The following is a 20,910-nucleotide window of genomic DNA, read 5'->3' as shown; positions in this document are numbered from 1 at the left end:
TAGCCTCTAATTTTGATCAGGATTTGCTAAGTAGTAACCAACACCACGACGGGTAATCAACCATTGAGGATGGCTTGGATTATCTTCAATCTTTTCCCGGAGTCGACGAACTGTAACATCGACGGTCCGCACATCACCAAAGTAGTCATAGCCCCAAACCGTTTGCAAGAGGTGCTCACGGTTAATTACCTGTCCAATATGTTCTGCAAGGTAGTGGAGGAGTTCAAATTCACGGTGAGTTAAATTAATGTTTTCGCCACGCTTGGAAACTGTATATGCCTCCGGGTGAATTACTAAGTCGCCAACTTGAATGTCAGTGTTATTATCCTCCTCAGCTGGTGCCTTAACTGCCGCTTGACGACGAAGATTTGCCTTTACCCGAGCAACTAATTCACGATTAGAAAATGGCTTAGTAACATAATCATCAGCACCAAGTTCTAGGCCAAGGACCTTATCTAATTCAGAGTCCTTAGCAGTAACCATAATAATTGGGGTAGTGTGTTTTGCCCGTACTCGCTTAGCTACTTCAAGGCCGTCAATCTTAGGCAACATTAAATCCAAAATAATTAGATCAGGTTTTTCACCTTCAACTTTTTCTAGGGCTTCTTCCCCATCAAAGGCAACAACGACTTCATAGCCTTCTTTTTCAAGATTAAATTTGATGATATCTGAAATTGGCTTTTCATCATCAACAACTAAGATTTTTTTTGCCATATCAATACTTACCTCCACATAGGTACAGTTGATTATTAAGGACTGGAAATTTATAGTTTCCAGCTTTGTTTATAATTTAAATTACTCCACCAAAAGGGCGAAAATCACTAATAGATCGCCCAATTACTCTTTTAACATTATACCACATCAGTAAAAGATCAATTTAAATTCCAATAAATTATTGACAGTGTTAAAGAATGATGATACATTTATATATGTTCTGATTGAACAAGATATATGGGCAGTTAGCTCAGCTGGCAGAGCAACGGACTCTTAATCCGTGGGTCCAGGGTTCGATCCCCTGACTGCCCATCAGAGGTTTACAAGATCACCATTTTGGTGGTCTTTTTCTTTTTTAAATTTTTCCTTGATTGTTACCTAACGTCATTATGTAAGATAAAGTTATTTAGAAGGGAGGAATTATTCAGTGCTTACTAGCGGACAATTGGCACAACGATGTCATACTTCTATTAGAACAGTTCAATACTATGATCAAAAGGGGTTGCTCCATGCTAAAAGAAGCCACAGTAATCGGCGGGAGTATGATAAGAAAGATCTTTTACGTCTTCAACAGATCCTTACCTACCGCAAGCTCGGCTTTAAGCTTAACGATATTCAAAAGCTAATGGATCATGACCAATCAGCTCAAATTCTATCATCATTAATTGATAAACAAATTCGCTACAAGAACAACTTCACCAAGTCGAATCACAGCTTGAAGGGTTGAAACACCTACAAAAACAGCTTAATTCTATAGATAATTTTTCAACTGAAGTACAAAAAGAGGTGTTATCTAGTATGAATATGACCAAAAAACTCCACTATTTACGGTTAAAAATGTTGGGATGGGGACTTATTGTTGATTTTCTGCTGTGGGGAAGTTTGATATACGTTATTTACCACGGTGCTTCAATTTGGTGGTTTGTTTTAGGATTAATTTTCTCTCTTGCTATCAGTGGTGAGCTCACCTATGCTTATTACCAACACTCAATCTACCTTTGTCCTCACTGCCAATCTGAATTTGTTCCCTCATTCAGAATATGGGTTGGGGCCGCACATACTCCCAACACCAGAAGGTTAACGTGTCCGAATTGTCATCAAAAAAATTTTTGTGTTGAAGAATATCGATAAAACAATCCCCGGATGCCTTAAACCTGACACTCGGGGATTTATTATCTACTCATCTAATTCATTGTCTTCCCATACTTTACGGATCATTGGGTACTTCAGATCACCAACTTGACTTACTTGATACTTAGCAGCTTTCAATTCAGTTGCATCACCAACACCAATTGAAACAACACCCGTATCGTTTATTAGTGCAATTTGCTTAGCATTAGACCCAATCCCAATACATGCAGCTGGTTGAACATTTAACTCTTGGCTTGCTTTTAGGTATGGGTTATCACTATCTACTGGAGAAACAAAGGCATCAAAGAAATCATCGACCTTTAATTTCTGGAGAATCTCTTTTGCATGCCCGTCAACATCATTAACAGCCATATCAACATAATGATCGTAGAAGTTATTTAGTAATCGCTTAGCATTTGGGTAAAGTTTATCTTCACCGATTCCTTCAATAACCTTGGTGTACATTTCATATTGCTCATTTAACAGTTCATCCTTGTCGGCGTCCGTTTGGTTAAAATGACTTAGGACCACTTCTAACGCTTGGTGTCGATCTAGTCCAGCTAATTGATGAGCCACCTTTCCAGGTAGCCCCATGCCAAATTCGTACATCGCTAAATTACGCCATGCTTCGAATTGTAATTCATCGGTATCCAAAATAATTTGATTGAGGCTTAAAATTGCACCCTTCACTATTTTTCATCCCTTTATCAATTAATTATTCTTAACTCCTACTTTACAGATACAAGCAAGAATCTTCAATCAATTTCTATTCCTTCTCGTTCTCATTTTAACCTCACTTTCTTCAAAAAAGGTCTTGCAAATTCAATTAAAGATTGATAAGATAATATCTGTTGTCAATGACATGGGCAGTTAGCTCAGCTGGCAGAGCAACGGACTCTTAATCCGTGGGTCCAGGGTTCGATCCCCTGACTGCCCATCGTAAAAAAGGTCACCGATTATTCGGTGGCCTTTTTTGATATATTAATGACTTCTAAAAACATAGTTACCAACATTGCTGCTAGACTTTTAGTCGCCAGGTTGATAGTCCTTATCAATAATTAGAACTGGCTTAATTGTCTTTCCTGATACTGAATCGGCGTTGGCTTGATTGATTTGATCGAAGTCATAGAACTTTTCAGTCTTGTCAAAGTCAAACATTCCCAACTTGTAGAATTCGATTAGCCGTGGAATATCAACTTGTGGAATCGAGTCACCCATGTTAACACCGACGATTGTCCGGTCACTAGGGCAAAGATCGTTCCAGGTATCAACATCAATATGGTTTGCGGTAACCGCAACTGGTGCCAATGTTCCACCTTGGGCAAGCGATTGAATTGCATCTTCCATAACCTTAGTCACACCGGTAGTATCAACAATATAATCAACGCCTTTTCCATCAGTTAAGTTTTGGATTGACTTAACCATGTCTTGGTCATTAGTGTTAATTGCGTCAGTAGCTCCCAACTCCTTAGCTAACTCAAGCCGTTCAGGGACACGATCAATAGCGATGACTTTAGTGCATCCTGAAATCTTACCAGCCATCATTGCCGCTAAACCAACGGCACCGGTACCAGTTACAGCAATTGTAGAACCTGGTTCTGGCTTTAATGTATTGAAGACCGTTCCTGAACCAGTAACGTAACCACAGCCTAGAGGACCTAGTTTCCGCAAGTCAAGATCCTTAGGAACCTTAACGGCGTTCCGTTCACGAACCACGGTCGTTGTTGTAAATGAAGATTGATCAAACATATCGTCAACTTGATGACCATCCTCAGTAAAATGAGCACTTCCATCGGGACGAACACCAGAAAGGTTATTAGCAGCATAGTTCAGACACTTTGTTGGCTTCCCTTTCAAGCAGTTAATACAATTACCACAACCATAGAATGAAAGAATTACATGATCGCCGGGTTTGAAGTTCTTAACTTCAGGACCAACCTTTTCAACAATCCCAGAACCTTCATGGCCCAGGATGATTGGGTAGCCGATTTCTGCGTCACCTTTCCGTAAAGCTTCATCTGAGTGACAAATTCCAGAAGCAACCATGTGAATCTGTAAATCATCAGCTTGCATATCTGCTAATTCAACATCATCACGAATATCAAATTTTGCTCCCTTTTGATCAACAATTGCAGCTTTAATCTTCATAAAAATATCTCCTGTTTATTTAGCTAACATCTCTACAATGTTCATACTATCACAATTGAACATTTGATAAGCCCTTATCAGAAAACGCTTACTTTATTATAACAACAAATTCTTGTAAAAACAGGATTTATATTAATTGCATATTATAGCTATTATTTATAATACATGAAAATTCATTCATAACTCTCCCTCAGCATTTTTTGACGAAGAGTACTTTTATCAAAGACTAACCTCACCAACAACATTCCGATCAAAGAATTTGGCAACTTGATGAACATCCATTTTCTGTCCCAAAGCCCACATCAACTTGGTAATGGTGCTTTCAGAAGTCATATCATGAGCACTGATTGCTCCCTTTAGCAAGGCTTCACGACCAACTTCGTACTTAGTTAAGTCACTCCGTTCGTATAAACACTGACTTGTCGCAATTACGGGAATCCCATTTTTAATTAATTCACCGATCGCACCAACCATGTTGCGACGAATGAAATTCATTCCACCAAGCCCATAGCCTTCAATTACGATTCCCTTACAGCCATTTTCAACCATCGCAAATAGGAGTTGCGGGTCAAATCCAGGGAACAACTTAACCAGGGATACGCGGGGATCAATTTTCGTGTTTAATGTACAGTGATCAGCATGGGGAAAGTTTGCTTGTTGCGGATTAAGGACTAAGCCATCTGACGTTACTGTCGCAACCGGTGGGACGTTAACACTTTCAAAGGCATCAAAATTAGTCGTTCGGACCTTCACGCTTCGACAGCCTAGCATCACCTTCTCACTGAACGCTAAGTAAATCCCTGGACGACAATTTGCAGCTGCGGCAAAAGCTAACCGCAAATTATCTGGCGCGTCACTAAGGATAACATTAATTGGTACCTGGCTTCCCGTAAGCACTACCGGTAAATTAATTCCTTGTAGCATAAACGAGAGCATTGATGCTGTATAGGCCATCGTGTCAGTCCCGTGTGAAACGACAATTCCGTCATAATCGTTTCGGTATTCATAAATTTTTTTAGCAATAAATTCCCATTCTTCGGGTTGAATATTTGATGAGTCCAACTGTAAAATGTCACGAACTTCAATCTTATATGGAAGTTGGCCGAGCATCTTAATTAGTCCTTCACCAGATTCTCGAGGAACTAATCCTGAATCTGAGGCAACTGATGCAATGGTTCCTCCCGTTGAAAGTAGTAATATTTTTTTCATTTGATTACTCCCATAATTTTTAAATTTGATTATACAACATAACCTTAATAATTGGAGTGACTTTCAACCAATAACTACTCTAATAATAAAGGGGGAATATGACAGCGATCTTTCCCGATCCTGTTTCATATTCCCCCTTTATTATATTTCCCGGGTAATATTTCTAATAACGAACTGTTCGCGATTGATTTGCCTTAACTACAACGAAGACAACTGCTAAAGTAGCAAAAACCGCCACCGCACAAACGACGAACAAGATCCGGTAACTGGAAAGTTCAATTAGGATCCCGCCAAATAGCGGTCCGATTGCCTTACCAAGTGAAGAGAAGGCGTTCAGGATTCCCTGATATTTACCCTTAATATTAACCGGTGATAATTCATTAACAATTGCCGGCATGGTTGGAAACGCGGTTGCTTCCCCGATTGTTAGCACCGTCATTGCTAAGACAAACCAAACGTAGGACTTAGCAAATAACAATAGAACAAAGGAGAAACCGACTGTGAAGATCCCAAGGAATACCTGCAAATAAAGGTTTGAACGGTACCGATTAATCCAGGTAATGATCAGCTGGATAATCACAATTAAGACTCCGTTAAGCGTCCACAACAGACTATACTTGGTCATTGAAATTCCCTGATCAGTCATAAAGACGGAAAGGTTACTTGCCCATTGTTCATACATCGTCCAGATAATCATTAGTGCCGCAAAGAAAGTCCAACTAATAACCAGGTTGCTAACGGGCATCTTAACCTGTTCCTTTTCTTCTGCCATGTCCACGTCAACTTCCCGATTACTTCTTCGAGTGCTCTTGTTATCCTTAAAGAAGAAAAAGACAACGGCACTAAAAAGAACATAAAGGACTGTCGTAATTGAAAACATCGGTGAAATATTACCGTGAGCATACTGGTAAAGCGGCCCCACAATTGTTGTTCCAATCACCATTCCTAAATTATTGGCAAAGTACAACATGTTAAAAACATATCGGCCATCTTGTCCAGACTGGGTTCCGTAAGAGTTCACCATGGTAATTATCCAACCATTCATAAAGCCGACACCAGTTAATAGGATTCCATAAACTGGCCAGCCATTAAATGCAATTAGCAGAGCCATAATTACAGTAGCCGTAACTGTTCCGCCAAGCATTAATTGCCGTGGATTCTTCTTATCAAACAATGTTCCGGCGATATAACTCCCCACAACATTAGCACCGGAATAGAGTAAAAGGACAATTCCTGAAACAGTTAATGATTCATGTAGTTGTTGGTGCATGTAAATGGTAGTTAACGGCCAAACAAAACTATTACCGATACTTCCTAAAAACATTCCTAATAGCAACCATTTTAATTCAATTCCTTGACGGTTCATCTTACGCCTCCTCTTTTCTTAATCATCTTTTCAACCAAACAGATCTACCATCTTGACTATAACCCTTTTTATTATCAAATGGTTGGGATAGAACCGGCCATTCTTTTAAAAACGCACAAAAGGGCCCCTACGATCGCTCTTAGATGCCCTCATTATTCGATTAATTATTATCTTCTGGAATATAGGAAACGGAAGCAAACTTGTTATACGACTTCGCAAATAACAACTTTACCGTTCCCCGCGGACCACTACGGTTCTTTTCAATAATGACTTCAACTTCACTCACGTTCGATCCATCGTCATCATTATCCTGCTGAGAATTATTCTGATTATCCTCGCCATCACCATCTTCATCGTGCTCATAGTAATCATCACGATACAGGAAACTAACAATATCCGCATCCTGTTCAATCGATCCGGATTCCCGAATATCTGAAAGTACCGGTCGCTTATCTTGTCGCTGTTCAACTCCACGAGAAAGCTGAGATAGGGCAATAACTGGTACCTCTAATTCCTTAGCAAGCTTCTTTAACTGCCGTGAAATTTCGGAAACTTCTTGTTGCCGGTTATCGGGATTAGTCCCTTCAATTAACTGAAGGTAGTCAATCACAATTAATCCAAGATTGCCCTTTTCTTTTGCTAATCGACGACACCGTGCACGAATTTCTGCAACCTTAATTCCAGCAGTATCATCAATATAAATATTAGCTTTAGAAAGGGACCCAGTTGCAATAAAAAGACTATTCCACTCATCCTGAGTTAACTGCCCCGTCCGCAAGTGGTTAGCGTTAATATTTCCTTCAGCACAGATCATCCGATTAACGAGAGATTCCGCTCCCATTTCCAGACTAAAGATTGCTACAGCAGTATCCGAACTAGTTGCAACATTCTGGGCAATATTTAGTGCAAATGCAGTTTTCCCAACAGCAGGCCGCGCAGCAATAATCACTAACTCGTCCTTATGCAAACCAGTTGTCATTTCATCCAATTGCTGATAACCAGTTGACAATCCAGTAACTTCACTATCGTTTTTCGATAAGTCATTAACGTGTTTTAAAGAAGCCTCTAGGACATCCTTAATGTTTTGAAAACCATTCTGGGTATTATCTTGAGAAACCTGCATGATTTGCTGTTCAGCATTATCAAGCAGATCCGACACGCTATCATTATCAGCATAACTATTATTAATAATCTTCGTTGCTGTATTAATTAGCCGTCGTCTCGTTGCCTTATCATGAACAATTTTAGCGTAATAGGCAACGTTGGCTGCTGTTGGTACTGCCGTAGCAATTTCAGCAATATAAGCAACTCCACCAATATTTTCAGTCTGATTATCCTTGTCCAGCGCACTCCGGATCGTTACCACATCAATTGGCTGGTCTTCATCATTTAAATCAACCATCTTCTGAAAGATGATTTGGTGGGCTTTACGGTAAAAATCGCGTGGCTCTAAATATTCCATTGCATCAGCCAGGGCATCTTTACTTAAAAAGACAGCTCCAAGAACTGCCTTTTCCGCATCGATGTCACGTGGCTCTTCTTGCACTGGTGCATTATCCATGACGATACGCTCCTTTAATCAATGAGCTTACTTTTCAGCAATGTGAACTCGAATTTCAGCCATTACTTGTGGGTGCAATTTAATTGGCACGTTAACATAACCCAACGCCTTAATTGGTGCTGCAAGCTCAATCTTCCGCTTATCAATTTTGACGTTGAATTGCTTTTGTAATGCAGTTGCAATTTGTTTTGTTGAAATTGAACCAAACATCCGGCCATCAGTTCCAGCCTTTCCACTTAGTTCAACAACGGTCTTGTCATTTTCAAGAACCTTCTTCAACTCTTTAGCTTCAGCTAGTTCTTCAGCAGCGTGCTTTTCTTCTGCACGTTGTTGCCCCGCTAACTGACTCATTGCAGCATGGGTTGCCTGCTTTGCTAAGCCCCGCTTAATGAGGTAATTTTGGGCATAGCCATCGGGAACATCTTTTACTTGTCCACGCTTTCCGCGACCACGAACGTCTTGAATAAAAATAACTTTCATCTTAGTCACTCCTCAGTTGATTCTTTATTTCCATCATCCTCTGTTTTAGCCAATTGGTCAATCAGAGTTTGCTTAACTTCCGCAATTGTTTTGCCCTTAATTTGGGTTGCGGCATTAGCTAGGTGACCACCGCCACCCATCTTTTCCATGATTAATTGAACATTCACGTCACCCATTGAACGTGCAGAGATGCAGACCATTCCATCAGCCCGTTTAGTAATAACAAACGAAGCCTCTATTCCGTTAACCTGAAGAAGCATATCAGCCGCTTGAGCAGCCGTTACTGGATCATAGACCTGTTCTTCTTCTCCGGCACAGATCGCAATTGAGTCATTTAATTCTGCCAATGAGATCAAGTGATTACGTTTCATGAAACTATCTGCATTTTCCTTCATGAACATCTGGATCATCATCCCATCAGCCCCTGCAGAACGCAAGTAACTTGCCGCGTCAAATGTCCGTGTCCCTGCACTCTTGGTAAAGGATTTAGTATCAATTTGAATCCCCGTCAGCATTGCAGTGGCTTCAAGCTTATTCAACCCTTTACCCTCTCGTGGCTGGTATTCAAACATTTCAGTAATTAACTCACAGGTTGATGATGCATATGGTTCGATGTAAACCAATAATGGATTTTCAGGGAATTCTTCACCGCGCCGGTGGTGATCAATAATCACAAGGCGATTCTGCAATCGTTCATAAAGCTCTGAAGCAATTGTAATCCCCTTCTTAGCGTGGTCAACCATCACCAGGAGACTATTAGGGGTAGCTTTCTCAAGAGCCTCTTCAGGGGTAATAATATGCTCCTTGATCTCTTGGAAATTATCCATTTGCTTTAAAAGACGCTGAACATCAGAGTGCGCCTGCTCATTATCAATAACAATCCAACACTCACGGTTATTCATTGCCGCAATTCGGCGAATCCCTAAGCAAGCACCAAGTGAATCCATATCAGGATTTTTATGCCCCATTACAAAAAGTTGATCCGCCTGTGCCATTAACTCCTGAAGAGCTTGGCTAATCATCCGTGCTCGAACCCGTGTCCGTTTCTCCATTGGATTGGTTTTTCCACCATAAAAACGTGCTTCAGAATCTTGAGCCCGGACAACAACCTGATCACCACCTCGTCCCAGCGCAAGGTCAAGGTTATTTTGAGCAGTATCAGCTAATTTTACCAAATCATTTTCACCATAAGCAATTCCAACGCTTAGTGTTACTGGCGAGTTCTGCTTTGAAGTATTTTCACGAATAATATCGAGAATCTTAAACTTCTTCTCTTCCAATCGGTTCAATGAAACTTGGTGACCGATAATCAAGTAATTGTCGTCATCAATTACCTTCATTAGTAAGTGATTCTCCGCTGCCCACTTACTAATTTCCGATGTTACATAGTTATGTAAATTAGAAACATCTGAGTCACTCATCCCCTGGGTTAATTCAATATAGTTATCTAAATATATGTTTCCCAGGAAAATTTGTTGCTGTTTATAACGTTTATTGATTTCTTCATAGCTTGTCACGTCCATCATGTAGATAACGTGATTATCTTTTTGAACCAAGAATTCAAACTGCCGATCCTGCCACGTAACGATTGTCGGCCTTTTATCATTCCGATGTTCATTTTCTAGTTTGGCAAGCTCGTTATCGACTTCTTTGAGTTTTTTTCCAACAACAATTTTTAGATCAAAGTACTTAGCCATATAAGGGTTAATCCACTGAATTTCGCCCAGCTTATTCATCAAGATCATTCCTAAAGGCATTTCGAGCAGCGCTTCTTGTTGTCCCTGCTCAACCCGATAAGTTAAATCTGCTAAGTACTCATGAGCATCAACAACGATTGTTCGTAAACGACTTATACTAAACTGACTACCGAAAAGAGCTACCACCAGGATCGCAATCCCAAGAAGCCAGTTAATATAGAATCCCAGCGCTAGACTGAGAATCGTTAAAATTAAAATGTAAATAAAATTCCACCGAACTGCTGGCTGTTTAAACAGCTCTCGCCAGTATTCTCGACTAATAAGATCTCTCATACTGGTCCTCCCGATTTTAACGTTTTTCGTTAATTATTAATTTTTGTTAAACAAATCAGTATCTATAATATCACATTGGCCTATTTGACTGCATCTCAACACATCCGGAATGAAAAATCTTTTAAAAATAAAGAATCGCAACAAATAATTGTTACGATTCTTTATTTTACGGAATTAATCTTCAGCAACAAATGGCAAAAGACCCATAATCCGTGCACGCTTAATAGCGATAGTTAACTTACGTTGGTTCTTGGCGCTAGTACCAGTAACCCGACGTGGTAAAATCTTACCCCGTTCAGAAATAAACCGACGTAATAAATCAGTGTCTTTGTAATCGATGTAGTCGATGTGGTTTGCGGCGATAAAGTCGACTTTACGACGACGACGACCGCCACGACGTTGTTGTGCCATGAAATTACCCTCCTATCTGGTTAAAGAATTCTTTAGAATGGTAATTCGTCATCAGATAAGTCAATGGATTGACCATCGTCCCCATTATTAGGAAATTGGCTATCTGGTTGACTTGGTTGGTTATTATTACCACCAAAGCCATTAGACGAATTAGACTGAGGAGCATTATTTCCAGGTTGTGGTTGATTATCGTTGTACTGCGGTTGACCTTGACCACCAAATGGTTGTTGGTTGCCGTATTGTTGGCCACCACCATTTTGGCGTGGTTCAAGCAGTGCAAAATTATCGACAACAACTTCGGTAACATAAACTCGGTTACCTTGTTGGTTTTCGTAATTCCGGGTTTGAATCCGTCCTTCGATACCAACTAAGGATCCCTTATGAGTAAAGTTACTAAAGTTTTCAGCAGACTTACGCCAAATGACGCAATTGATAAAGTCAGCATCCCGATCCCCATTTTGGTTTCGGAATTGACGATCAACAGCTAATGTAAATGATACAACAGCTGTTCCACTGGTTGTGTACCGCAACTCAGGATCTCTTGTTAAGCGTCCAGTAAGTACTGCACGATTAATCATTAGATCTCGTCTCCTCTCTATTAATTGAAGATCAAATTAAGCTTCACGCTTGATGATCATGTGACGTAGGATATCATCGTTGAACTTAGCTAAACGATCGAATTCGTTTAAGGCTTCGTCAGTGTCGGTAGTAAGGTTTACCACGTGGTAAGTACCTTCAGTGTACTTGTCAATTGGGTAAGCAAACCGGCGTGTTGACCAATCCTTGGAATCAGCGATGGTTGCACCATTGTCTTCGAGAATCTTGTCAAAGCGAGCTACAAGGTCACTCTTTGCAGATTCTTCCATATCAGGACGAATGATGTAAGTAATTTCATATTTACGTGTTTCCATGAATGTTACACCTCCTTATGGACTCTGGCTCTTCCCGTAAAGATTAAGAAGAACAAGGAGAGTAGACGTCTGTTACGTATACTCACAAGAATAAAATATACCACAGACATTGGTTTAAAACAAGGAACAGGTAACAAGAAAATCCTGAATTTGCGGTCTAATTAATAAAGACGTAACAAATCAGGATTTCTATTTTATTTATTTAGTTTTTTCTTCCGTAGTTGCTTCTTCAGTTGAATTTTCATTTGATGAAGAATCGTCTTCACTATCTTCATCACTTTCTTTTTCAACCTTCGCAATCGTAGCAACATGCGTTCCGTTGTCCATCTTAATTAGGTGAACTCCTAATGCTGAACGTCCAGTCTGCGATACTGTTTCAACACCGAAACGAATAATCACACCATGGTCCGTGACCAGCATAATATCTTCGTCTCCCTTAACAGTTGTTAGGCCAACCAGAGGTCCATTCTTCTTAGTTACGTTAACGGTCTTAACACCTAAACCGCCACGACCCTTAATTGGATACTCGCTAGCAGGCGTTTGTTTACCGTAACCTAACTCACTAATTACTAGGACATTGCTATCATCATGAAGCGGTGCAGTACCGATGACATAATCATCATCCCGCAAGCGAATTCCGCGAACCCCTGCCGCTGAACGTCCCATTGACCGGACAACAGATGAGTTAAAGCTTAGAGCGTAACCATGGTGCGTTCCGATAATCATGTTTTGTTGATCCTTAACTATATCAACATGGATCAGCTCATCATTATCGTGAAGGTTAATCGCTTTCAACCCATTACTTCGAATATTCTTAAATTCGGTAACTGGTGTCCGCTTTACGGTTCCTTGCTTAGTGGTAAAGAAGAGGAACTTATCATCATCGTTGGTTTCATGTGAAACGTTAATCACAGCACTAATCTTCTCTTTGTTGTCAATTCCAAGTAAGTTAATAATCGGAATTCCCTGAGCAGAACGACCATACTCTGGAATTTCATACCCCTTCATGGAGTAAACCTTTCCTGAATTGGTAAAGAAGAGGAGCAGGTCATGAGTATCACTAGAAATTAATTGCTCAATAAAGTCATCCTTGTGAACACCCATTCCCTTAACACCACGACCACCACGGTGTTGAGACTTAAATTCATCTACTGGCAACCGCTTAATGTAACCATTATGCGTTAAGGTCACAATAATTGACTCTTCTTCAATCAAATCTTCATCTTCAATGTTAGTAATGTCACCAACTTGAAGCTCTGTCCGCCGCTTATCGCCAAATTTCTTTTGAATTTCCAATAATTCGTCGTAAATAATTTGGTTGATCCGTTCTTGATGAGCAAGGATGTCTTTGTAGTCGGCAATTGCTGCCATTAACTTCTTGTATTCGGCTTCAATCTTTTCTCGTTCCAAACCGGTTAAACGAACTAATCGCATATCAAGAATTGCTTGGGCTTGACGATCCGATAGTCCATAGTTTTCCATCAATTGGTTTTTCGCAATTTCACTTGTTTGGGAGTTCCGAATAATATTAATGATTTCATCAATATGATCTAAAGCAATTCGTAACCCAGCAACAATATGAGCACGATTTTCGGCTTTCTTCAGGTCGAATTCTGTCCGCCGCCGAACAACATTTTCTTGGTGTTCTAGGTAATACTGAAGAATTTCCTTCAGGCTAAGGATCTTTGGTGCACCATTAACTATTGCTAGCATATTGAAATTGAAAGTTGTCTGCATCAAGGTCATCTTGTACAAATTATTCAAGATCACTTCAGCACTAGCATCACGCCGGACATCAATTACAATCCGCATTCCTTCACGGTCGGTTTCATCATTAACGTCAGTAATTCCTTCAATTTCCTTATTCCGGGCTAAGTCAGCAATCCGTTCAATCAGCTTTGCCTTGTTAACCATATAAGGAATTTCGTGAACGACAATTTGTTGTCTACCGTTCTTTCGTTCTTCAATATCAACTTTAGCCCGAACAACAATTGTTCCTCGACCGGTCTCATAGGCTTTCCGAATTCCGGACTTGCCCATCACAACGCCACCAGTTGGAAAATCTGGCCCTGGCAAGACCTTCATCAAGTCTTCAGTTGTAGCGTCCGGGTTATCCATCAATACGTGGATCGCACTAATAACTTCCCCGAGATTATGGGTTGGAATATTCGTTGCCATTCCGACAGCGATTCCTGAAGCACCATTAACAAGTAAGTTAGGGAACCGCGCTGGTAGCACAGTTGGTTCCTTTTCAGTTCCGTCATAGTTATCTTGAAAATCAACAGTGTTCTTGTTAATATCCCGTAACATTTCAACGGCAATTTTACTCATTTTAGCTTCGGTATACCGCATGGCGGCAGGACTATCACCATCAATTGAACCAAAGTTACCGTGACCATCAACCAACATGTACCGATAACTAAAGTCCTGTGCCATCCGTACTAACCCTTCATAAATTGAAGAATCACCATGAGGGTGGAACTTCCCCATAACATCCCCAACAATCCGGGCAGATTTCTTATATGGCTTATCAGGAGTAACCCCTAATTCATTCATCCCGTATAGGATCCGTCGTTGTACTGGTTTCAACCCATCACGCACATCCGGGAGCGCCCGAGAAACGATAACACTCATGGCGTAGTCTAAGAATGAATTTTTCATCTGACTAGTCAGGTTAACGTCCGTGATCCGGTTATTTGATAGATCGTTTTCAGCCACTATCGTTGTTCCTCCTTTAAATTTGAGTGTATAGCCCGAAAAAGGCTCTAGTAATTAACAAGCTTTTTCTTCGGTTCACACACCAATCTTATAAATCAAGATTTTCTACAAACTTAGCATTCTTTTCGATAAATTCACGCCGCGGTGTAACCTTATTCCCCATCAACATTGGGAAGATTTCCTCTGCCGCCTTGGCATCATCAAGATTTACCCGGAGCAGGTGGCGTTTTTCAGGATCCATCGTTGTTTCCCACAATTGTTCGGCATCCATTTCACCAAGACCCTTGTACCGTTGGATAACTGGCTTAGGACTTGGTTGAAGTGAATTAACAACCCGATCGAGTTCTTCATCTGATTCAATGTACTTTACAAACTTTCCTTGACGAACTTGATATAGCGGTGGTTGGGCAATGTAAACATAGCCGTGTGTAATCATTGGTTTCATGAACCGGTAGAAAAGTGTCAGGAGCAGTGTTCGAATGTGCGCACCATCGACATCGGCATCAGTCATGATGATTAGTTTATGGTAGTTAGCCTTAGTAATGTCAAAGTCTTCACCAAAACCAGTTCCAAGTGCTGTAAATAGAGAACGAATCTCATCGTTTGCCAAGACCCGGTCAAGGGTTGCCTTTTCAACGTTCAGGATCTTCCCCCGAATTGGTAGAATAGCTTGCGTCAACCGAGAACGTCCCTGCTTTGCAGAACCACCGGCTGAGTCCCCCTCGACGATGAATAACTCAGAAATATTTGGATCCTTACTAGTGTTATCGGCTAGCTTTCCTGGTAAGTTGCTAATTTCCAAGCCGCTCTTTTTCCGTGTAACTTCACGTGCTCGTTTTGCTGCTACCCGAGCTTTAGATGCTAGTTGTCCCTTTTCGATAATTTGTCGTGCTTCATCAGGGTGTTCAAGCAGGAATCGGTTAAATGTCGCTGCAAAAACATGATCAGTTGCCGTTCGTGCATCAGAGTTTCCAAGTTTAGTCTTAGTCTGGCCTTCAAATTGAGGATCCGGGTGCTTAATAGAAACAACCGCGGTTAATCCTTCACGCACATCATCACCAGAAAGTGTCTCGTTACTCTTTAAGACACCTGCCTTATGACCGTAATCATTTATTACCCGGGTTAAGGCCATCTTAAACCCAGTTTCGTGCGTTCCACCTTCATAGGTGTGGATGTTGTTAGTAAACGTCAATAAATCGCTTCTGTAAGAATCAGTGTATTGAAGAGAAACTTCTACAGTGATGCCGTTTTCTTTTCCTTCAACGTAAATTGGTGGTTCAAAGAGGGTCGTTTTCCCTTCATTCAAGAAATCAACGTAGTGCCGAATCCCACCTTCATAATGGAATTCTTGCCGTTCTGACTCCTTGTCACGCTTATCTTCAATTGTGATCTTTAGTCCCTTATTCAGGAATGCCAACTCACGAAGACGGTTTGTTAAGGTCTTAATGTTGTATGTAGTTGTTTCGCGGAAAATTTCCGGATCCGGCTTAAAGTGAACCGTTGTCCCGTGAATATCTTCCGGTACATTTTCGTCAATTACCTTCATTGAGGTCTTAACGTGACCATGATCAAAGTCCATGTAGTAACGCTTACCCTGACGTGAAACCTTAACATCAAGTTCTGTAGAAAGGGCGTTTACGACTGAAGCACCGACCCCGTGTAATCCACCGGAGACCTTATATCCGCCACCGCCGAACTTACCACCGGCGTGAAGAACAGTAAATACTGTTTCAAGGGCTGGTTTTCCGGTCTCTTTTTGGGTATCGACAGGAATTCCCCGTCCATTATCAGTAACAGAAATACTATTATCTGGTTCAACAATCACGTTAATTTCGTTACAGAATCCAGCCAGGGCCTCGTCAATTCCGTTATCGACAATTTCCCAAACTAAATGGTGTAGTCCTTGAGCCGAGGTCGAACCAATATACATCCCTGGCCGTTTTCGTACTGCATCAAGCCCTTTAAGGACCTGAATTTGACTGGCATCATACTCGCTCGCTAACTCAGCTTTTGTTTCTTTTTGCTCGTCGCTCACTGTGTTTCCCCCTTGCTCAAAGTACCATGTTCAATTTCAAAGATTTTCGGTTGATGAATTAACTGCCGTGCAACATCATTTAAGCTTGTTGTTGTCAGAAAGGTTTGTACCTTATCTTGAAAGGCAGTCAATAAGTGTGTCTGACGAATCGTATCTAATTCAGATAGGACATCATCTAAAAGCAGCAACGGGTATTCCCCGGTCTGCTCCTTCATTAAGTCGATCTCCGCCAACTTAACAGATAATGCCGTTGTTCGCTGCTGACCTTGTGAGCCAAACGACTGAACATTTTTCCCGTTAACCATAAAGTGAATATCATCCCGTTGCGGTCCATACATTGTAGTTCCCTTTTCAATTTCCCAATTTACATGGGACTGATAAAGGCCAAGCAAGTCTTGGTATGCCTGTTCAACAGTCGTTTCTTCGTTCAGTTTTAATTGGGTAATGTAGTCCAGCCTTAACTGTTCAGCATTTAATGATATTTTCTCATGAAGCTGCGAAGCCCACTTTTCCAAATGCTGCAGGAATTGATAACGGGCAATAATAACCTCTGCACCGTATGCAGCTAATTGATCAGAAAGCACGCCAAGTAAAACCTTATCGTGCTGCTGACCATATTTTAACTGCTTCAAATACTTATTTCTTTGGCGCAGTAAAGTCCGATACTGCCCGGCATTATAAAGATACTTACTACTCATCTGACTAAATTCCATATCCATAAAATGACGCCGTAGTGCTGGTGCTCCTTTAACTAGGGACAAGTCCTCCGGCGCAAATAAAATGGCATTTAGCTGACCAACATATGTAGATAATCGAGCTTGCTCAAGATGATTGACCTTGGCTCGCTTTCCTTTAGAAGTAAATTCTAATTCTAGCGGAACACGTCCACTCGTCTTTTGAACAATTCCGCTAATGGTTGCTGATTTATGCTGCCAATTAATGAGTTCTCGGTTGTTATGGGTCCGGTGACTCCGTGTTAATGACAATGCATAAATTGCCTCTAACATATTCGTTTTTCCCTGAGCGTTGTGACCAATCAGGACGTTAACTCCAGGAGCAAAATGAACTGTCAGATCTTCGTAATTACGAAAATTATGTAAGTGCAATTCTGAAAGAATCATGCAAATTCCTACTTACTCTTAATCATAATTGGTTCATGCTCGGGAATGATAACGACATCTTCCGGATATAACTTCCGGCCACGCCGATTATCAAGTTCGTCATTAATCCGAACATCATGCTCCTTCAAAAACCACTTGGCTGCACCACCGGTTGGGATAATTCCCTCTTCCTTGAGTAGTTGTCCCAAGGTGATGAAAGGCCGATCTATTTTTATGGTCTTGTTTTCCACACTTAATCACCTACTTTTCACAAATACTATTATACCACATTTAAGAGGTTAAAAACGCGCAGATAGCCTTTTTTAGGCTTCTTAGTGGTTATTAGTCTTTTTTGTCAAAATCAAGTTAAAAACGCTTAATTTGCTTAAAACACGATTTCAGCAAATTTTTAAAATAAAAAAGGGTTATGACAAACTAATTATCATAATCCTTTTCCATGGTATTAAAATGTCCGAACTGGTGTAATCAGGTGAACAAAGTTTTCTGTATCTTCCGTTGGAACTAACGTAAACGGACGTAGTGGAGAAGTAAATGAAATCTTAACTGTCGATTGACCAAAGGACCGTAACGCATCCTTCATGTAGTTAGGATTGAAGGAGATTTCCAAATCATTTCCCTCAACCGCTGATGTGGCAACGTCTTCTTCCACCATTCCGATATCTGGTGAGTCACCACTAATCCGAACCAGCTTTTCACCAGGCTTAATGGTTAATTTAACAACATCATTCCGACTTTCATGTGAAAGTAACGAAGCCCGGTCAATTGAAGATAAGAAGGTTCCGGCATCTACTTCCACTGTCGTATCTGAAGTGTCTGGAATCAACTGACTCGTTTCCGGATAATTTCCTTCTAACAATCTTGAATAGAAGTGCGTATTACCAAAAATAAATAAAACTTGGTTATCGGTAACTTGCATCTTTACGTCATCGTCAACGTCACTAATCATTCCAGAAAGTTCATCTAAACTCTTCCCTGGAATAATAACATCGTAATTAACGTCGCCAACACCATCTAATTGCACTTTCCGTTGCGCGAGTCGATGACTATCAGTAGCGACTGCCGTCAGTAATCCATCATGCAACGTTACGTGGATCCCGGCAAGGATTGGCCGACTTTCTTGTTTAGAAACAGCAATTACGGTTTGCCGAATGACTTCTTTAAGCATGTCATTGGCAAGAACCACAGTATTATTTGCTTCAACTTCTGGTAAATGAGGGAAGTTTTCTGCATCTTGTCCATTAATTTGGAATTTTGCACTACCTGAAGTAATATCAGCTTGAAAGCCACTAGTAATTTCAATAGTTACATGTTTATCTGGAAGTTTCTTAACAATCTCACTGAAGAACCGGGCTGGTAAAACAATTGAACCAGGTTCAGCGATTTTTAATTCATAATCTTCATTACTAGCTGACATTACACTTTCAATCGTAATGTCTGAATTACTACCAGTTAGTGTAATGCTATCATTAGCTACTACCATCTTTAAACCAGTCAGAATTGGAATAGTAGTTTTAGACGAAATTGCCCGAAGAACATTATTTAATTGACTAATAAATGCTGAACGATTGATGGTAAATTTCATTATCAATGCTCCTTTGTTAGGTTATATATATTTATATTAATACTTTAAAATATAGTCGAAGTAGTAGAGCCTGTTAATATTGTGGATAACTTAGTTCGGCTAAGAAAAATCAACTTATTTGCTTGTGGATAAACTGTGGACAAAGTTGGGAATAACTTTCAAGTTTTCCACAGCTATGCTTTTAGTTTTGCTTTTAATGTATTTAGCTGCTCTTGAAGTTCATTATCAGTTCGAAGCTCTTCTTCGATTTTATCAATTGCGTGAAGAACGGTTGTGTGATCTTTTCCGCCAAACTCTTTGCCGATTTTTGGTAATGAGTAATCAGTTAGTTCACGAGAAAGGTACATTGCGATCTGGCGCGGAACTACGATTTGCTTGACCCGCTTTTTCCCAATAATGTCACTTTGGGTAATATTGTAAAATTCAGCAACATTTTTTTGGATTGACGTGATCGTAATTGTTGTTTTAGTAGTCCTTTGCAGTCCACGCAGGGCTTGTGATGCAAGGTGGGGAGTAATTGGTTCTTGGCTTAAGTTAGAGAATGCCTGAACCTTGGTTAGCGCCCCCTCAAGTTCACGAATATTGGTATCGATCTGCCCGGCAATGTAATTCAAGGTGTCATTTCCAATATTAATGTGATCTTCCTCTACTTTACTCCGCAAAATAGCAATCCGAGTCTCCAGATCTGGCGGAGTAATCTCAACCGTTAACCCCCAACGGAATCGTGAAACAAGACGATCCTGCAATTCTGGAATTTCGTTTGGGATTCGATCAGAAGTCATGACAATTTGCTTTTTATTGTCATGAAGAGCGTTGAAAGTATTGAAGAATTCAAGCTGAGTCCCTTCCTTATTAGCAAGGAACTGAATATCATCAATTAATAATAAGTCCAGGTTACGGTACTCTTCACGGAACTTTTCCGTAGAGTTGCTTTGGATAGAATGGATAAAATCATTAGTGAATTCTTCGCTAGTAACGTATTTTACTTTTGCTGCCGGATTGAGTTGGAGCATATGGTTACCGATTGCTTCCATCAAGTGAGTTTTTCCTAATCCCACTCCCCCATAGATGAAAAGCGGGTTATAAAGACCACCGGGACTTTCGGCAACTGCAAAGGCAGCAGCATGGGCCATTTTGTTTCCTTCACCAACAACAAAAGTTTTGAAGTTGTAGTGTGGATTAAGCGGCGTATCCATTTCAAAATTATTTGATTCTGCTGGTCGATCATTTTGATAAGGATCGAATTCTCCCTCAAGAACAAAGTGCGGTTCAATCTCTTGATCAGTAACTGCTTTAGCATACTGCTTTAGTTCAGCCTTTAAGTTTTTTTCCCAAAAATCACGGTGGACTTTTGTGGGTACTTCAACTTCTAATTGATTTTGAGAGAGAGAGAGTGGTTTTGCCGGAGCAATTAACGTGTCAAAGGTAACTTGGCTTTTACTTTGACGAAATGAATTTTGGATCGCTTCCCATAGAGAATCGAGCTCAGTCAA

Annotated in this window: 18 protein-coding genes and 2 tRNA genes; 3 read left to right on the top strand and 17 right to left on the bottom strand. The window is 40.5% G+C overall.

Going from position 1 to position 20,910, the window contains the following annotated elements; all coding sequences use genetic code 11:
- Positions 1-6: 6 nt before the first annotated feature.
- Positions 7-714 (bottom strand): response regulator YycF, encoded by a 708-nt coding sequence (gene yycF / locus N4627_RS00100; RefSeq protein WP_040530594.1) that lies wholly within the window; start codon positions 712-714, stop codon positions 7-9.
- A 239-nt stretch (positions 715-953) separates the two neighbouring features.
- On the opposite strand from yycF, the gene N4627_RS00095 reads away from it, so the two are divergent.
- Positions 954-1,026: transfer RNA gene (locus tag N4627_RS00095), tRNA-Lys, on the top strand.
- Between the two features lie 115 nt (positions 1,027-1,141).
- Positions 1,142-1,441, top strand: a complete 300-nt coding sequence (locus N4627_RS00090; RefSeq protein WP_260964790.1) for a MerR family transcriptional regulator — start codon at positions 1,142-1,144, stop codon at positions 1,439-1,441.
- A gap of 449 nt (positions 1,442-1,890) precedes the next feature.
- Here N4627_RS00090 and N4627_RS00085 read toward each other — a convergent pair whose 3' ends face one another.
- Positions 1,891-2,535, bottom strand: a complete 645-nt coding sequence (locus N4627_RS00085; protein ID WP_003716295.1) for an HAD hydrolase-like protein — start codon at positions 2,533-2,535, stop codon at positions 1,891-1,893.
- Positions 2,536-2,709: 174 nt separating this feature from the next.
- Between N4627_RS00085 and N4627_RS00080 the strand changes: the two genes are divergently transcribed.
- Positions 2,710-2,782, top strand: a tRNA-Lys gene (locus N4627_RS00080).
- Positions 2,783-2,871: 89 nt separating this feature from the next.
- On the opposite strand, the gene N4627_RS00075 is transcribed toward N4627_RS00080, so the two are convergent.
- The 15 genes from N4627_RS00075 to dnaA all read right to left on the bottom strand — a co-directional run bounded on the left by N4627_RS00075 (position 2,872) and on the right by dnaA (position 20,910).
- On the bottom strand, positions 2,872-3,993 hold the full coding sequence (locus tag N4627_RS00075; RefSeq protein ID WP_003716296.1) for an NAD(P)-dependent alcohol dehydrogenase: 1,122 nt from the start codon (positions 3,991-3,993) through the stop codon (positions 2,872-2,874).
- Positions 3,994-4,212: 219 nt separating this feature from the next.
- Positions 4,213-5,202, bottom strand: coding sequence for an asparaginase (locus N4627_RS00070; protein WP_098044943.1), 990 nt, complete (start codon positions 5,200-5,202; stop codon positions 4,213-4,215).
- A gap of 163 nt (positions 5,203-5,365) precedes the next feature.
- Positions 5,366-6,568: an MDR family MFS transporter gene (locus N4627_RS00065; protein WP_003716298.1), complete on the bottom strand. Its 1,203-nt coding sequence runs from the start codon at positions 6,566-6,568 to the stop codon at positions 5,366-5,368.
- 160 nt (positions 6,569-6,728) lie between these two features.
- Entirely contained in the window at positions 6,729-8,129 is a 1,401-nt protein-coding gene (gene dnaB / locus N4627_RS00060; protein ID WP_003716299.1) for a replicative DNA helicase, read from the bottom strand.
- A gap of 27 nt (positions 8,130-8,156) precedes the next feature.
- Positions 8,157-8,609, bottom strand: a complete 453-nt coding sequence (gene rplI, locus N4627_RS00055; RefSeq protein ID WP_040530596.1) for a 50S ribosomal protein L9 — start codon at positions 8,607-8,609, stop codon at positions 8,157-8,159.
- 5 nt (positions 8,610-8,614) lie between these two features.
- Entirely contained in the window at positions 8,615-10,639 is a 2,025-nt protein-coding gene (locus tag N4627_RS00050) for a DHH family phosphoesterase (RefSeq protein WP_003716301.1), read from the bottom strand.
- Between the two features lie 174 nt (positions 10,640-10,813).
- Complete coding sequence (rpsR, locus tag N4627_RS00045; RefSeq protein ID WP_003716302.1) at positions 10,814-11,050, bottom strand: 30S ribosomal protein S18; 237 nt, start codon at positions 11,048-11,050, stop codon at positions 10,814-10,816.
- A 32-nt stretch (positions 11,051-11,082) separates the two neighbouring features.
- Entirely contained in the window at positions 11,083-11,628 is a 546-nt protein-coding gene (gene ssb, locus N4627_RS00040) for a single-stranded DNA-binding protein (protein ID WP_003716303.1), read from the bottom strand.
- Between the two features lie 36 nt (positions 11,629-11,664).
- Positions 11,665-11,961 carry a 30S ribosomal protein S6 gene (gene rpsF, locus N4627_RS00035; RefSeq protein ID WP_003716304.1) on the bottom strand — a complete coding sequence of 99 codons (297 nt, stop codon included), beginning with the start codon at positions 11,959-11,961 and terminating at the stop codon, positions 11,665-11,667.
- A gap of 198 nt (positions 11,962-12,159) precedes the next feature.
- Positions 12,160-14,679, bottom strand: coding sequence for a DNA gyrase subunit A (gene gyrA, locus N4627_RS00030; protein WP_191336911.1), 2,520 nt, complete (start codon positions 14,677-14,679; stop codon positions 12,160-12,162).
- Between the two features lie 88 nt (positions 14,680-14,767).
- Positions 14,768-16,714, bottom strand: coding sequence for a DNA topoisomerase (ATP-hydrolyzing) subunit B (gene gyrB, locus N4627_RS00025; protein ID WP_003716306.1), 1,947 nt, complete (start codon positions 16,712-16,714; stop codon positions 14,768-14,770).
- Complete coding sequence (gene recF, locus N4627_RS00020) at positions 16,711-17,835, bottom strand: DNA replication/repair protein RecF (protein WP_003716307.1); 1,125 nt, start codon at positions 17,833-17,835, stop codon at positions 16,711-16,713. Before recF ends, gyrB begins: the two co-directional genes overlap by 4 nt.
- 8 nt (positions 17,836-17,843) lie before the next feature.
- Complete coding sequence (gene yaaA, locus N4627_RS00015; protein WP_003716308.1) at positions 17,844-18,065, bottom strand: S4 domain-containing protein YaaA; 222 nt, start codon at positions 18,063-18,065, stop codon at positions 17,844-17,846.
- A gap of 212 nt (positions 18,066-18,277) precedes the next feature.
- On the bottom strand, positions 18,278-19,417 hold the full coding sequence (gene dnaN, locus N4627_RS00010) for a DNA polymerase III subunit beta (RefSeq protein ID WP_098044944.1): 1,140 nt from the start codon (positions 19,415-19,417) through the stop codon (positions 18,278-18,280).
- 173 nt (positions 19,418-19,590) lie between these two features.
- The gene (dnaA, locus tag N4627_RS00005) at positions 19,591-20,910 is read right to left on the bottom strand and encodes a chromosomal replication initiator protein DnaA (RefSeq protein WP_003716310.1); all 1,320 of its coding nucleotides are present in this window, start codon (positions 20,908-20,910) and stop codon (positions 19,591-19,593) included.

Origin of the sequence: Limosilactobacillus vaginalis, from assembly GCF_025311515.1 — a bacterium.
GTDB classification, from domain to species: Bacteria; Bacillota; Bacilli; order Lactobacillales; family Lactobacillaceae; genus Limosilactobacillus; species Limosilactobacillus vaginalis.
Note: the sequence above shows the minus strand (reverse complement) of the source record. Positions and strands in the feature narration are given on the sequence as shown.